The following is an 11,986-nucleotide window of genomic DNA, read 5'->3' as shown; positions in this document are numbered from 1 at the left end:
GGCTTGGGGCTGCTCCTAGCATTCCCGCCAAGCTGTTCGATCGAAGTGCCATGTACCGGGGACTCACCGCGGCCTTGATCGCGGCCGCCGCAGTGCTGCCCCTCGCGGCTCGCGCCCAGTCCGGCAACACGAACCTTGCTCCCGAGCCGAGCGTTTTTGATCAGGGCCCCGGTGGCACCAGTCGAAAGGGCGGGTCGCTGCTGGACAGCACGAATCCGATCGACCTGATGAACAAGCTGCGGCGCAGCTCGGCGATGGATGACGCCACCGACCCCGGCGACGCCATTGACGCGGCACTGCGTCAGCTCGACAGCCAGGCGGCTCCCCCTAGCTCTGGGGCTTCTTCTCCGCTGGTGACGGCTCCTTAGCGCTCTTTTTGTTCTCCCTGAGGCTGTCGAGTCCCCAGCTGGCGGCGACACGATCCAGGCGTGGGTCTTTCTTTTCCGGTTGCCTGGCCTGGGCGTCCGCCAGGGCCTGACCAGCTCCCGCGAGGTCGCCTTGGTCTTGTTTCAGCAAGGCAATGGCAAGAAGAGGTCTGGGGTCTCGCGGGAAATCTTTGGCGAGCTGTCCATAGAGGGCTAAGGCGTCCGCGCTCTTTCCTTGCCGCTGGCGCAGATCACCCAGCAGTAGGCCAAGACCCAGCTTTTGTGGCTGGGGGGTGGGTTTACTGCTGGCCTCCAGCAGGGTCTTGAGCTGGGCCTCGGCTTCGGCGCCGCGCCCCTGCTCCAGTTGGATCAGGGTGAGCAACTGCAGCGCTTCAATCCGATCGGGCTTGAGGTTGAGGATCTGGCGTAACTCCCGCTCAGCCCCGGGGCGGTCGTTGTTGTCGCGGCGGAGCTCCGCCAGCAGCAGACGCAGCTGCCAGTTTTGCGGCTGCTGATCGGCCAGGCGCTCCAGCACGAGGCTGGCCTCCTGGGATTGACCTTGCTGAATCAACAGATCGATGAGCCGCTGCTGATCCGCGTTGCTGGCGGATCCGTCGCCGAGGCGGGCTTGCAGCAGGGCAATTTGGCGCTCATTGCTGCCCTCGGGGCTGCCCTGGGCTTTGAGGGCTTGGTGCTGACCCAGCAGCCAGCCGCCGGTGAGTGACACCGTCACCAGCCCCGATGCCACCAGGGCGATGAGCACGCCATCGCGCTGGTTGGTGCGGCCGCGTGCCGGCATCGAGGAACCTGCAAGTGGGCCTCAGTCTGGGCCCTTTTTGCAAGCTCGGTACATTGTCCAGCGGGCGATGGATTTCACGAGCGCCCAGAGGGTTTCAGCCACGATGCGTCAACACCCCATTTCCCCGGTCACAGAACCGATGCAGTACCGCGCCATCGGCGTGGTGCGGGGGACTTACGTGCCGGCTGATGCAGATCAGCTCACCCGTGGAGTGATCCAGACCGAGGACGGCTCAGAGATTGATGCCGTTGTCCTTGGACGCGTGCTGACGCTGATGCGTCGTCACTTGGACCTGAGCAAGCCCCACCTCTGGGTGGCCTATCCCCGTTTCCGCGATCCTGATCAGCTCCATCTCCAGCTGGTGGGGGTCTGGGAACCCAGCACCCTCTCCCCCGAGGAGAGTGCCGATGAGGGGGATGACCTGCCCGAAGGCGATGGTTATTTCTCGGTGCGCGGCGAGCTGATCTACACCCGTCCAGAGGACGGTGATCTGGTCGTCAAGATTCGCCAGCAGCCCAGGCCTGACGGTCGCCGCCCAACCCCGTTCAAGCTCCAGCTGAAGGGCCAGGTGGATCCCGCCCATCTGCGCCACTTCGTTTCATTGGATCTGCGCCGCGAGGGTCAAACCCTGCAGGTTGAGAACCACGAAGTCATTGCTCCTGTGCCCCAACGGGCCGGCCGCGGTCGCGGCGGTCCCCGCGGTGCTCGCCGCTAGGTGCGTCTGGCCAGCTCCGATCAGGGATCAACGGCGGCGTTGCGGGCCGGTGTTGCTGTGGCGGGCATCAGTGTTGTCTCCGTTGTGGGCCCTGTGCTGGGCCTCTCCCCCTGGCTGATTGCCGGAGCAGCGGGTGGGGCACTGACGGCCCTGACGCTGGATGCGGCCCGCTTCGGTGGCCTCGGCGGACATCTGCTGGCGGAGGCCTTGCCCTTTGGTCTGGGTCGCTCCCGGCTCCGGCGGATTGCTGTGCATGAGGCCGGACACCTGCTGCTGGCCGCAGAGAACCAGTTGCCGGTGAAGCAGGTTCTGGTGGGCAGCCGCGCCTGTTTGCGCCATGGTTTGCGCGTGAACGGCAGCACCGAATTGGAACCTCCCGCCCAGGTGAAGATGCCGCTGGAGGATCTGCGGCGTTGGAGCCGGGTGCTTCTGGCGGGGATGGTGGCGGAGGTTGTCGAGTACGGCGGCTCCCGCGGCGGCGCCGATGACCGGGCTCTGCTGGGACGGCTCTGGGGCCTCTCCGGACACGATGTGATGACGGCGCAAAACGAGCAGCGTCGCGCCCGCCGCGAGGTGCAGCAGTGGCTGGAGCAGCACCGCGAGCAGCTTCAGGCCAGTGCGGAGCAGCTTCTGCAGGAGGCCTGATGGGATCCCTGGCGGTGGTGGATTGCCCGACGGGATTGGCCGGGAACATGCTCCTGGCGGCCCTGTTCGACTGCGGACTGCCTGAGGAGGTGGTCCACCAACCCCTGGCGGCCTTGGGTTTGGCTGGGCTCTATCGCCTGCAGCTGGAGGAGCGCCGCAGCGCAGGACTGCGTGGCTTGCATCTGGAGGTGGAGCTGCTGGAGCGGCAGCCCCCCCATCGCCACTGGGCGAGCCTCAAGGAGCAGATTCAGGCAGCCGATTGGCCGCCGGCACTCCGTGAGTCGGTGTTGAGGGCCTTTGGGGTGCTGGCGGAGGCGGAAGGCGCGGTCCATGGCCACCCGCCCGAGCAGGTGCATTTCCATGAGGTGGGGGCCCTGGATGCCCTGGTGGATGTGGTCGGCGTCTGCGCTGGCTTGCAGCACTTCGGGGTTGAGCGCCTGATCTGCAGTCCTCCACCCGCTGGCCATGGCCAGGTCAAGAGTGCCCACGGCCTGCTGCCGGTGCCGGTGCCCGCGGTGCTGGAGCTGGCCACGCGCCATGGGGTTCCGCTCGCCACGAGTGCGGGCTTTCCTGCAGCGGAATTGACGACGCCGACGGGATTGGCCCTGATGGTGGCCTGGGCAGAGTGCTTCGCGCCGGCGCCGTCCCTGCGTCCGAGCCGGCTGGGGATCGGGCTGGGCACGCGCGAGTTGGATCGCCCGAATCAGTTGCGCCTGCTCCTGGCTGAGGCGGATGTCCCCGCTAGCAGCGCGCCCGAGTTGCAGACCGTTGTGCAGCAGCAGGCCCAGATCGACGATGCCACCCCGGAGGATGTGGCCTTCCTCCAGGAGGCCCTGCGGGAGGCCGGGGCGTTGGAGGTCTTTGCCCAGCCGGTCGTGATGAAGAAGGGACGCGCGGGCAGCTTGATCACAGCATTGGCCTGGCCGGAGCAGGCGGAGGCCCTGCGGGCGATCTGGTGGCGCTATGGCAGCAGCCTGGGGGTGCGTGAGCAGCAGCAGCAGCGCTGGGCCCTGCCTCGGCAGATCGAGCAGCGGCAGACGCCCTGGGGGCCCGTGCGCTTCAAGCGCTCCATCCGCCCCGATGGCAGCGCGCTCTGCAAGCCGGAACTGGAGGACTTGATTCCCTTGGCGCAGCAGCGGCAGCTGCCCCTGGATCAGCTGCGCGCAGAGCTGCTCCGCTGGTTGGAGGAGCAGCCGTGATCCAGCGGCTGAGGGGGCTCTCTCTGCCTGGGGGCGCCCGGCTTTGGGTGAGTGCGGCGAGCTTTGCATTTGTTCTGACGGCCGTGGTCTCCCACGGCAGCCAGCTCTTGCAGCTCAGCCTGGATCGTCAGTCCTGGCTCTGGCTCGCCTTGGGCCTCGGGCTGAGTGCCTTGAGCCTGGTGGTCAATGGCTTGGCGTGGGGAGTGGTGCTGCGCTGGTTCGGTGCGGCACCGCGCTGGACGCCTGTGCTGCTGCTCTTCCTCGAGTCGAACCTGCGCAAGTACCTGCCCGGTGGGGTGTGGCACCTGGTCACGCGGGTTCGGGCCCTGCGCGCTGGTGGACCCTGCCGCCAACCCCTGAGTGGTCGGCAGGCCCTGGGGACCGTCCTGCTGGATCCGCTCTTGATGGCGGTGGCGGCCTTGGCGCTGGTGGCCCTGGGGGGAGGGCTGGGGCTGTTGGGCCTGCTGCCTTTGCTGGCCCTGGTGCCGCGTTGGTTAAACCCTCTGCTGGAGGGTCTGGAGCGCCGCCGCGCCCAAGCCCTGGAGGTTGATCCCGCCGGCCTGACCCCAGGGAGCCTGCGCTTGCCGGGCTATCCCTGGCTGCCCCTGCTGGCGGAGTTGGTCTTTGTTCTCTGCCGCTTCGGAGGCTTCGCCTGCTGCGTTCAAGCCTTTGACCTGAGCGTTCAACTGAGCTGGTGGGGCTGGTTGTCCGGGTTCGCCCTGGCCTGGACGGCTGGGCTGGTGGTGCCTGCTGCCCCTGGGGGGCTGGGGGTGTTTGAGGCGGTGTTGGTGCTGCGCCTGGCGGTGTCGGTCCCCGAGGCCCCCCTGCTGGCGGTGGCCCTGAGCTACAGGCTCGTGGTCTCCCTGGCGGATTGTCTGATGGCCGCCGCTGCCCGCCGGGACCTGGCGGCACTTCGCAACAGTGGGTATTGTTGAGAAGTGCCCTGAGAGAGCGTCTTGCCCGCTGGTCCCGTCTCCCCGGTGCAGGCCGATGCCTTACGCAGCTCGCTGCATGACCGCGGACAGCGTCTGACGCCCCAGCGGCAACGGGTCTTGGCCCTGTTTGAGCGTCTGGGCGAGGGAAGTCATCTCAGTGCCGAGGAGGTGCATCAGCGCCTGCTGAAGGCGGAGGAGCGGGTCTCCCTGGCCACGGTGTATCGCACCTTGCGGCTACTGAGCTCGATGGAGCTGCTCTGCGAGTTGGAGCTGCCCGAAGGGGGACGGCGCTTTGAGCTGGCCAGTGATGAGGCGCACCGGGACCACCACCACTTGGTCTGTGCCCGCTGCGGACACACCGAGGAGTTTGAAAGTGAAGCGGTGCTTCAGGCCGGCGGTGAAGCAGCGGCTCTACACGGCTTTCAGCTGCTCAACTGCGTCTTGAACGTGCGGGCGCTTTGTCCCGCTTGTTCCCAGCAGGAGGACGAGGTTTGATCAGCGGCGGTTGACCCGGACCGGCACGAGCGACGGTTGCATCAAACCGCCGCCGCCGTTGTCATCGTCCGAGTCGGTGGCGAGCCAGAAAATCAGACCGACGAGCCCCAGAACCGTTGTGAGTGCAGTGAACTCGGCCATCCGGGGGATGCGGTTCGACACACCATAACGGCGTTTTTCGCTTCTGCTGTCGCGGATGCTGCAGCTCAGAGGGGTGCAATCGCCAGCAGGCCGCCCGCCAGAACCAGCAGCCCGGCCCCGAGGCTGGCCAGCTTGCGGTCAAACCGCTGACTCAGCCAGGCGCTGCCGCCCACCACCGCAGCGGAGCTCAGCAGGGCGCCAATCCACCAGAAGGAGCTGCCACTGGACTCCAGGCCATGGAGCATGGCGTGCAGGGCGACGGCCCCGCCAACGGCGAGGGCCAGGATCGAACGACCGCAGTGACCGCGCAGCACCAGAACAAGCACGGCAGCAACAGCCGAGATCGCCAGTGCTGCAAGCACTTCAGCCCCGGGCAGTTGCCCGCCAAAGCTGCCCACGATCGAACCCAGAAGCGCGCCAGCAACGGCAGTGGTCAGCAACGGGCGCCCGGCCTGGGCAACACAGAGACCGACGGTCACCAGCATCAGCAGGTGATCCAGTCCGAGCAGGGGGTGCAGGGCGCCACCCATGACGCCATGGTCGGCGCTGCCATGGGCACCGGCCGGGAGCATGGAGAGCAGGCTCAGTCCCAGTCCAGCTGCAGTGCTGGTCAGCAGCGATCGGGTCAGTTTCGAGTTCATGGCAGATCCGGTCCGCGCCGGTGCTGAGGTTTTTTTGGGGGGGTGAGGGCGGCGAGCGTTCTGACTGAGGAGCGGGCGCTCCCATCACAGCTGCGGGACAGTGCCGGAGTCACACCGGACTTTCCTCGTTGCCTTCCTGGGCTGGGTCCAGGAAACCGCTGCTCGGATTATCGCTTCAGGAGAAGCCCTTGCCGGCATCTTTGGCGACGCAGGCCTGAAGTTGCTTGCGGATCTTGGCGTGGTCGAGGTTTTTGCCGATCACGACCAATTGGTTTTTGCGGTCGCTGGGCTTGCTCCACTCGCTGTCGTCGATGGAGAAACGCTTGCCGGCCAGGTGGAAGACGTGGCGCTTGCTGCTCTCGTTGAACCAGAGGATTCCCTTGGCCCGGAAGACCCCCGCAGGCAGCTGGTTGTCGAGGAAGTTCTGAAACTTCCGCAGGGAAAAGGGCCCCTCGGCATTGAAGGAGAGGGACGTGAATCCCTCGATGGCGAGGTGATCCGCGTGGGAATGGTCGTGGGAGTGCCCGTGATCGTGACTGTGATCGTGTGAATGACCGTGGTCGTGCTCGCAGTGCCCGTGGTCGTGATCGCAGTTGCTGTGGTCGTGGTGGTCGTGGGAATGATCGTGGTCGTGCTCATGGACGCAGTGACCGTGGTCGTGGTCGCAGTCGTCGTGGTTTTGCTGCGCAGCCACCTTGTCGCTTTCGAAGAGGCCCACGCTGAGCAGCAGCGGCAGATTGACCTCCCCTTTGACCGAGCGCAGGATCCGCGCATCGGTTTTGATCTCCCGCAGCTTGTCTTCCACCGCAGTGAGGCGCTCCTCGCTCACGAGGTCGCACTTGTTCAGCAGAAGGATGTCCCCATAGACCACCTGGGCCCGGGCCACCTCCCCATCGAGGATCTCGTCGCTGAAGTTCTCAGCATCGACCAGGGTGATGATCGAGTCGAGCCGGGTCTGATCCCGTAGATCGCTGCCGAGGAAGGTCATGGCCACCGGCAGCGGGTCAGCCAGTCCAGTGGTCTCCACCACCAGATAGTCGACCGGATCTGGGCGATCGAGGATCCGGTAGACGGCGTCCAGCAGCTCTCCATTGATGGAGCAGCAGATGCAGCCATTGCTGAGTTCGACCATGTCCTCGCCGGTGGCGATGATCAGGTCGTTGTCGATGCCGATCTCTCCAAACTCGTTGACCAGCACAGCGGTTTTGACGCCCTGCTGGTTGCTGAGGATGTGGTTGAGCAGCGTGGTTTTTCCTGCGCCAAGGAAGCCCGTGAGGATGGTCACGGGAAGCCCGCTAGGGGCCTGTTCCATCAGGCTGCTGCTCATGGTGAAGGCGGCTTGCTGCGGCTGGGATCGATCCCCTCAGTCTGGGACGTGGCCTGCAGCTTTAGACGCTGCTCAAGCCACAGGCCTTCAGATAGGTCTGGTCGATGGTTTGGCTTTCGGCTGAGCTGGTGAGGTCCTTGTAGGTCTTGGCCGCGGCTTTGGCTCCAGCGCCATCGCCATCGGAGAGGGCATCGAGCATCGCGTTAATCACGCCGAGTTCCTGTTGCTCGAGCTTGAGGTAGGCCGCTTGGGCGCTTTTGCAGGGGCCATCCTTGAGATCGGCCTGAATGCTCTGCAGAGCGTCGGTGTAGCTCGTGGCGGTCGCCCGGGTCTGTTTGATCAGGGCCTCATGGTCGTGGTCATCTTCAGGATCAAAGCGATCGGGAGAGAGCTCGATCGCGGCCAGGAGATGGCCTTCCAGGGCTGTGATGGCTCCCTCGTTGTAGGCATAGACCTCTTTTTGTGGGCCGCTCATTGCCGTTGGGTCTGCGCTGGGCGATTGGCAGGCGGCGAGGGCGAGTAGGCCTGCAGCGATCCATGCGGTATGAGCACCAGAACGTTTGGGGAATCGCATCACTCAGGCAAAGACAGTCCCATCCACAGCCTGGTGATCGGATCGCGGCCTGGCAACGACCCATGCTGACATTGAGAGTGAGAACTGTTATCATTCCCTTGGTTGCTCGGTGGCTTTGGTTCGCTGTTCTGTGCTCTTGGGTGGCGGGCTCGTGGCGGCCGGCTTGACTGTGATGGGTGCTGGGTCGGCCGCCGCTACGCAGCCCGTGGTCGCGGTGAATGGGATTCTTTGCGACCTCGTCCGCACCGTGGCCGGTCCCACCGTTGCGGTGGCCTGTCTGGTCCCGGACGGCGCGGACCCCCATGACTACCGACTCAGTGCCCGGGATCGCGCATCCATCCAGTCGGCTTCGGTGGTCTTCCTGAATGGCTACCGGCTGAGTCCGGCGCTGGAGCGCCTTGGCCGGCTGAAGCGGACGGTGAAGGTGGCGGAAGTCGCCGTGCCGTCCAGTCCTGGTCGCGATCCGCATGTCTGGCACAACCCTCTTCAGGCTGCGGCGATGGCCAAGGTGGTCTCTCGGCAACTCAAGAGTGGTGTTGCTCCCTCGGCCCGGGGCTCTATTGATGCGCGCGTCGCGCGGGTTGATTCCGTCTTGACCCAATTAGACCGTTGGGCTGCGGCCCAGTTCGCGACAGTCCCTAAGGCCCATCGCGTTGTTCTGACGGAGCATGACGCGCTCTCGTCGTTGGCCAGGCGTTATCAAATTCGTTATGTGCCGTTGATGCGGTCATTCGCATCCGGTGGTCCGCTGCGTCCCAGCAGCCTTCGAGAGATTTCTCAGGCTGCGCAAGCGTCGGGGACCAAGGTTTTGTTCTCAGAATCGAAAGCAACCTCGAAAACATTGCGCCGCATCAGTAAGACCTCGGGCGTACCTGTCTATGGGCAACCTCTCGTCGTCGATGGTGTCGCAAAGGGAAAAAGCTACGTGGCCACCTTTGTCTCCAATGTGTGCACCCTCGTGAATGCCCAGGGAGGTCGTTGTGACCGTTCATCTGGAGACCAAATTGCATCGCGCTGGAAAGCGATCTAGTTCTTCACTCCAGGCCCTTCTTTTAATCCAAATCGTTCAATTCAATGGTTGTCTCTTCGGCCGTGACTTGTTTTAAGCGTTTGTCATGGGCGACAGGTTGCGCCCTGGCCCTGTCGATGCCGGCTCTGGCGCATGGTGGACCGGGGGGTGAAGAGCTCAAGCCAGGTGAATACAAGGCCTCTCCGGTGATCACCATCGAAGGCCATGGCGGGCTGGAGAACAACATTCAGGGGCAACCCAGGCATTACGCCATCGATGGTCTCTTTGGGACGGTTCTTGAGTGGGGGCTCAGTAACGAGGGCAGCTTTGCGATCGAGGCGGCCATTGGACCCGCACTGGTCTGGGGTGAGGCCGAGCACTTCTACGGGCAAGTCCATGTCCATGGGCCTGAAGAGGTGCACGAAGAAGATGAGCATGACGATGAGGGCCATGCCGAAGAGGGCCATTCAGAAGAGGGCGTGACATCGGCCAGCCCCTGGAGGCGTACGGATATCAAGGGTTACCTCTCTGCTCGCTATCAGCCCAATCAAAACCTAAGTATCCAGGCCACCTGGAAGCCGTACTACATCACGCGGACGCAAGACGACGATCAGCTGGGCTTGCGTAATGAGTTGCAGGCAGGCGCGATCTATGCCTTTGGCGACGGTGATGTCAATTTCGCCTTGGGCGATGGTCTGGAGAACGTTGTCGATGGCCTTTTTGTCTCGGCCAGCAATCACTCGGGATGGGACAGCGATGGGACCTATCTCGGTAATTACACCGACACTTGGGCGGGATTCGGTTTTAACTATGACCAGCTCAATGTGACCCTCTCAGGCGGTCCACGCTTTTATACCCCTGGTCGGTACGCGAATCTTCCGCAGCGTACGGATTGGGGTGGTGAGATTGAATTCGAATATCCCATCAGCGAGAACGTTGTCGCTTTTGCCCACTGGGAGGCCGTCTATAGCTCCCAGGCCGGTGAAGGCTGGGGTGTTGGATTCCAGCATCACGTCGGGACTGGCGTCACTCTTCGCTTTTAGGGGGAAGTCCAGATAGGTTGATCTCAAGAGGTTGGACCGCTGTGCTTCGCGTTCAAAACCTGTGTGTGCATCGCGGTCCTCAACTGGTCCTTGAGGATGTTTCCTTCCATATCAAGCCAGGGTCGTTAACCGCCTTGGTGGGGCCGAATGGTGCGGGTAAAAGCACCTTGCTCCATGCCCTGGAAGGTCAGTTGCCGGTGACCTCCGGTGTCATGGAGCTGTCGGGTTCCCCGCTCACACCGGCGCTGGCTCGACATCAAATCGCTTTGATGCCCCAGCGGGGCGCGATCGATTGGACCTTCCCGATCACGGTGCAGGAGTTGGTCGCACTGGGTCGCCTTCTGGGGCGTCGACCTGGTTGTTGCGATGTCGAGGCCGTGCTGCAACGGGTTGGTCTTGCTGGATTGGGTTCGCGCCGATTGGACGAACTCTCAGGAGGTCAGCAGCAACGCGCTCTGTTGGCCCGAACGTTGTTGCAGCCGGCAAGTCTCTTGCTTCTCGATGAGCCCTGTGCGGCGATTGACCCTCCCTCGCGCACCAACTTGTTGCAGGTGATGCGTCAACTCTGCGACTCAGGCTTGACCCTCGTCGTCAGCAGTCATGACTGGGGAAGTGACCTGGATAGCTACGACCAAGTACTTGTGTTGGATCGAGCCCTGCTCGCTCAAGGGGCACCGGAGACGGTCCGGCGCTCATTGGGTGACTTGAGAGTCGGCCATCAATGCTGTGGTTAGTCGCGTTGACGGGACTGGCACTGCTCGCAGAGGCCAAAAAACTCCAGGGTGTGGAAGAGCAGTGCGAACCCTTGGCTGTCCTCTGTCTCGAGGTCGACATGGTGCACAGGGCAGCGCTTGAGCACAGCCGTTGTGCCGCAGTCCACGCAGGTGATGTGGTGTTCGTCTCGCCCCAACGGGGCAAACAGAGCTTCTCCACTGGGCAGATGTCTGCAGCGGATCTGTCCCCGTTGCTGCAGTTGGCGCAGGTGCCTGTAGACCGTGGCCAGACCCATCGGACTGTTGCTGGCTCGCAGACGGGCGTGCAAGTCCTGTCCCGACAGCTCTTGGTTGGCCTCCTCCAGGTGCTGGATGATCAGCTGCTGCCGCTCGCTGATGCCGGCAACCTGGGAGGGCATGCGCTTCCGCTTTGGACGTAGTTCCAGATCCTATGGCTGACTCTTGGTGGCTCACCCCCTTCGCGATCGCCCTGGTGGTGGGCATGCTCTGTCCCTTGGCGGGGACGGCACTTTTGGTTCAGCGCCGGCTTTTTCAGGTCAATCTGATTTCCCACGCGGTCTTGCCTGGACTAGCCGTCGCCCTCTTTTGGGGCATTGAGCCGGGCCTCGGCGGATTGATCAGCGGGGTGCTCTTTGCCTTGGTGGCTGAACGGATGACCAGTGCCCTGCCCCAGGGTGATCGCAACAGAGAGGCTGTTCTGAATTCGGTCTTGGCCGGATCGCTGGGCCTGGGTGTGCTGCTCATTCCCTTGTTGGGGATTCGGGTTGATCTCGAGGCAGTGCTGTTTGGGGACCTCCTGGCCGCCGGTCCCCGTGAGCTGATCCAAAGCCTCGTGGCCTTGGCCCTGATCGTGACGCTGTTGGCGCTTCGCTATCGCCAGTACGTCTATCTCGGGGTTGATCCTGTTGGCGCTCAGGCTGCTGGCTTGCGGGTCAACACCCTGCATTTCTTGCTGACGCTCGTTGCAGCGGCGGCGGTCGTCAGTGCGGTGAGCGCCGTTGGCATTGTGTTGGTTGTGAGTCTGATGGCCGCACCTGCCCTGTTGGCGATGCCCAAGGCCAGGAGTCTTCAGCAGGCCCTGCTTCGCTCAGCCCTTTGGGGATTGCTGCTCTCCGGTGCTGGCTTCGTTGTTGCGGTACAGCCTTCGATCAATCTCCCCCCAGGTCCCGTGATTGGGGTTATCTGCATGGCGACCCTGCCCCTGCAGCTATTGCGCCGGTAGCCAAAAAGCCTGCTTGATCGGTTTAGGAATGATCTTCAGTTCCAGGGTTGAGGCCTGAAGCTCTGCGGCACGCCCCAATGGCTCTTGGGGATTGCGTAGGGCCAGCAACAAAACATCTCGGGTTGGATCCAGCGCAAAGCCA

General features: G+C 63.7%; 16 protein-coding genes and 1 riboswitch. Of the genes, 10 read left to right on the top strand and 6 right to left on the bottom strand.

Features of this window, described 5'->3' with window-relative positions:
• Nucleotides 1–50 precede the first annotated feature (50 nt).
• Nucleotides 51–368, top strand: coding sequence for a hypothetical protein (locus QZ189_RS01690; protein ID WP_010315798.1), 318 nt, complete (start codon nucleotides 51–53; stop codon nucleotides 366–368).
• On the opposite strand, the gene QZ189_RS01685 is transcribed toward QZ189_RS01690, so the two are convergent.
• Nucleotides 328–1,164, bottom strand: a complete 837-nt coding sequence (locus QZ189_RS01685) for a tetratricopeptide repeat protein (RefSeq protein WP_247477422.1) — start codon at nucleotides 1,162–1,164, stop codon at nucleotides 328–330. The genes QZ189_RS01690 and QZ189_RS01685 overlap by 41 nt on opposite strands.
• A 103-nt stretch (nucleotides 1,165–1,267) precedes the next feature.
• Between QZ189_RS01685 and QZ189_RS01680 the strand changes: the two genes are divergently transcribed.
• From QZ189_RS01680 to QZ189_RS01660, 5 genes are read left to right on the top strand one after another with little or no spacing between them, the layout of a single operon-like run.
• The gene (locus tag QZ189_RS01680; protein WP_029626185.1) at nucleotides 1,268–1,879 is read left to right on the top strand and encodes a hypothetical protein; all 612 of its coding nucleotides are present in this window, start codon (nucleotides 1,268–1,270) and stop codon (nucleotides 1,877–1,879) included.
• Between the two features lie 6 nt (nucleotides 1,880–1,885).
• Complete coding sequence (locus QZ189_RS01675) at nucleotides 1,886–2,524, top strand: hypothetical protein (RefSeq protein WP_029626186.1); 639 nt, start codon at nucleotides 1,886–1,888, stop codon at nucleotides 2,522–2,524.
• Complete coding sequence (larC, locus tag QZ189_RS01670) at nucleotides 2,524–3,723, top strand: nickel pincer cofactor biosynthesis protein LarC (protein WP_296415640.1); 1,200 nt, start codon at nucleotides 2,524–2,526, stop codon at nucleotides 3,721–3,723. The genes QZ189_RS01675 and larC overlap by 1 nt, the downstream gene beginning before the upstream one ends.
• Nucleotides 3,720–4,658: a lysylphosphatidylglycerol synthase domain-containing protein gene (locus QZ189_RS01665; RefSeq protein WP_296420694.1), complete on the top strand. Its 939-nt coding sequence runs from the start codon at nucleotides 3,720–3,722 to the stop codon at nucleotides 4,656–4,658. The genes larC and QZ189_RS01665 overlap by 4 nt, the downstream gene beginning before the upstream one ends.
• 21 nt (nucleotides 4,659–4,679) lie before the next feature.
• Complete coding sequence (locus QZ189_RS01660) at nucleotides 4,680–5,153, top strand: Fur family transcriptional regulator (RefSeq protein ID WP_010315808.1); 474 nt, start codon at nucleotides 4,680–4,682, stop codon at nucleotides 5,151–5,153.
• Here QZ189_RS01660 and QZ189_RS01655 read toward each other — a convergent pair whose 3' ends face one another.
• The 4 genes from QZ189_RS01655 to QZ189_RS01640 form a co-directional block, all read right to left on the bottom strand.
• Complete coding sequence (locus QZ189_RS01655; protein ID WP_010315811.1) at nucleotides 5,154–5,294, bottom strand: hypothetical protein; 141 nt, start codon at nucleotides 5,292–5,294, stop codon at nucleotides 5,154–5,156.
• A gap of 65 nt (nucleotides 5,295–5,359) precedes the next feature.
• Nucleotides 5,360–5,935 (bottom strand): HupE/UreJ family protein, encoded by a 576-nt coding sequence (locus QZ189_RS01650; RefSeq protein WP_296420691.1) that lies wholly within the window; start codon nucleotides 5,933–5,935, stop codon nucleotides 5,360–5,362.
• 32 nt (nucleotides 5,936–5,967) lie between these two features.
• A riboswitch (cobalamin riboswitch) is annotated at nucleotides 5,968–6,110 on the bottom strand.
• Nucleotides 6,111–7,262 (bottom strand): GTP-binding protein, encoded by a 1,152-nt coding sequence (locus QZ189_RS01645; protein ID WP_296420688.1) that lies wholly within the window; start codon nucleotides 7,260–7,262, stop codon nucleotides 6,111–6,113.
• A 61-nt stretch (nucleotides 7,263–7,323) separates the two neighbouring features.
• Entirely contained in the window at nucleotides 7,324–7,737 is a 414-nt protein-coding gene (locus tag QZ189_RS01640; RefSeq protein WP_296420685.1) for a hypothetical protein, read from the bottom strand.
• 304 nt (nucleotides 7,738–8,041) lie between these two features.
• Here QZ189_RS01640 and QZ189_RS01635 point away from each other — a divergent pair, with 304 nt between their 5' ends.
• The 3 genes from QZ189_RS01635 to QZ189_RS01625 all read left to right on the top strand — a co-directional run bounded on the left by QZ189_RS01635 (nucleotide 8,042) and on the right by QZ189_RS01625 (nucleotide 10,622).
• A complete protein-coding gene (locus QZ189_RS01635) occupies nucleotides 8,042–8,866 on the top strand; it encodes a metal ABC transporter substrate-binding protein (protein ID WP_296420680.1) in 825 nt (274 codons plus the stop codon).
• 116 nt (nucleotides 8,867–8,982) lie between these two features.
• A complete protein-coding gene (locus QZ189_RS01630; RefSeq protein ID WP_296420678.1) occupies nucleotides 8,983–9,888 on the top strand; it encodes a hypothetical protein in 906 nt (301 codons plus the stop codon).
• A 41-nt stretch (nucleotides 9,889–9,929) separates the two neighbouring features.
• The gene (locus QZ189_RS01625; protein ID WP_296420677.1) at nucleotides 9,930–10,622 is read left to right on the top strand and encodes an ATP-binding cassette domain-containing protein; all 693 of its coding nucleotides are present in this window, start codon (nucleotides 9,930–9,932) and stop codon (nucleotides 10,620–10,622) included.
• Here QZ189_RS01625 and QZ189_RS01620 read toward each other — a convergent pair.
• Entirely contained in the window at nucleotides 10,619–11,020 is a 402-nt protein-coding gene (locus tag QZ189_RS01620) for a transcriptional repressor (protein WP_296420674.1), read from the bottom strand. The genes QZ189_RS01625 and QZ189_RS01620 overlap by 4 nt on opposite strands.
• Before the next feature lie 32 nt (nucleotides 11,021–11,052).
• Between QZ189_RS01620 and QZ189_RS01615 the strand changes: the two genes are divergently transcribed.
• Complete coding sequence (locus QZ189_RS01615; protein ID WP_296420673.1) at nucleotides 11,053–11,844, top strand: metal ABC transporter permease; 792 nt, start codon at nucleotides 11,053–11,055, stop codon at nucleotides 11,842–11,844.
• Nucleotides 11,845–11,986: the final 142 nt, after the last annotated feature.

The organism is Vulcanococcus sp. CPBay_Sum15L08_68 (genome assembly GCF_017855895.1).
Classification (GTDB): Bacteria; Cyanobacteriota; Cyanobacteriia; order PCC-6307; family Cyanobiaceae; genus Vulcanococcus.
This window is presented reverse-complemented; position numbering and strand designations above follow the sequence as displayed.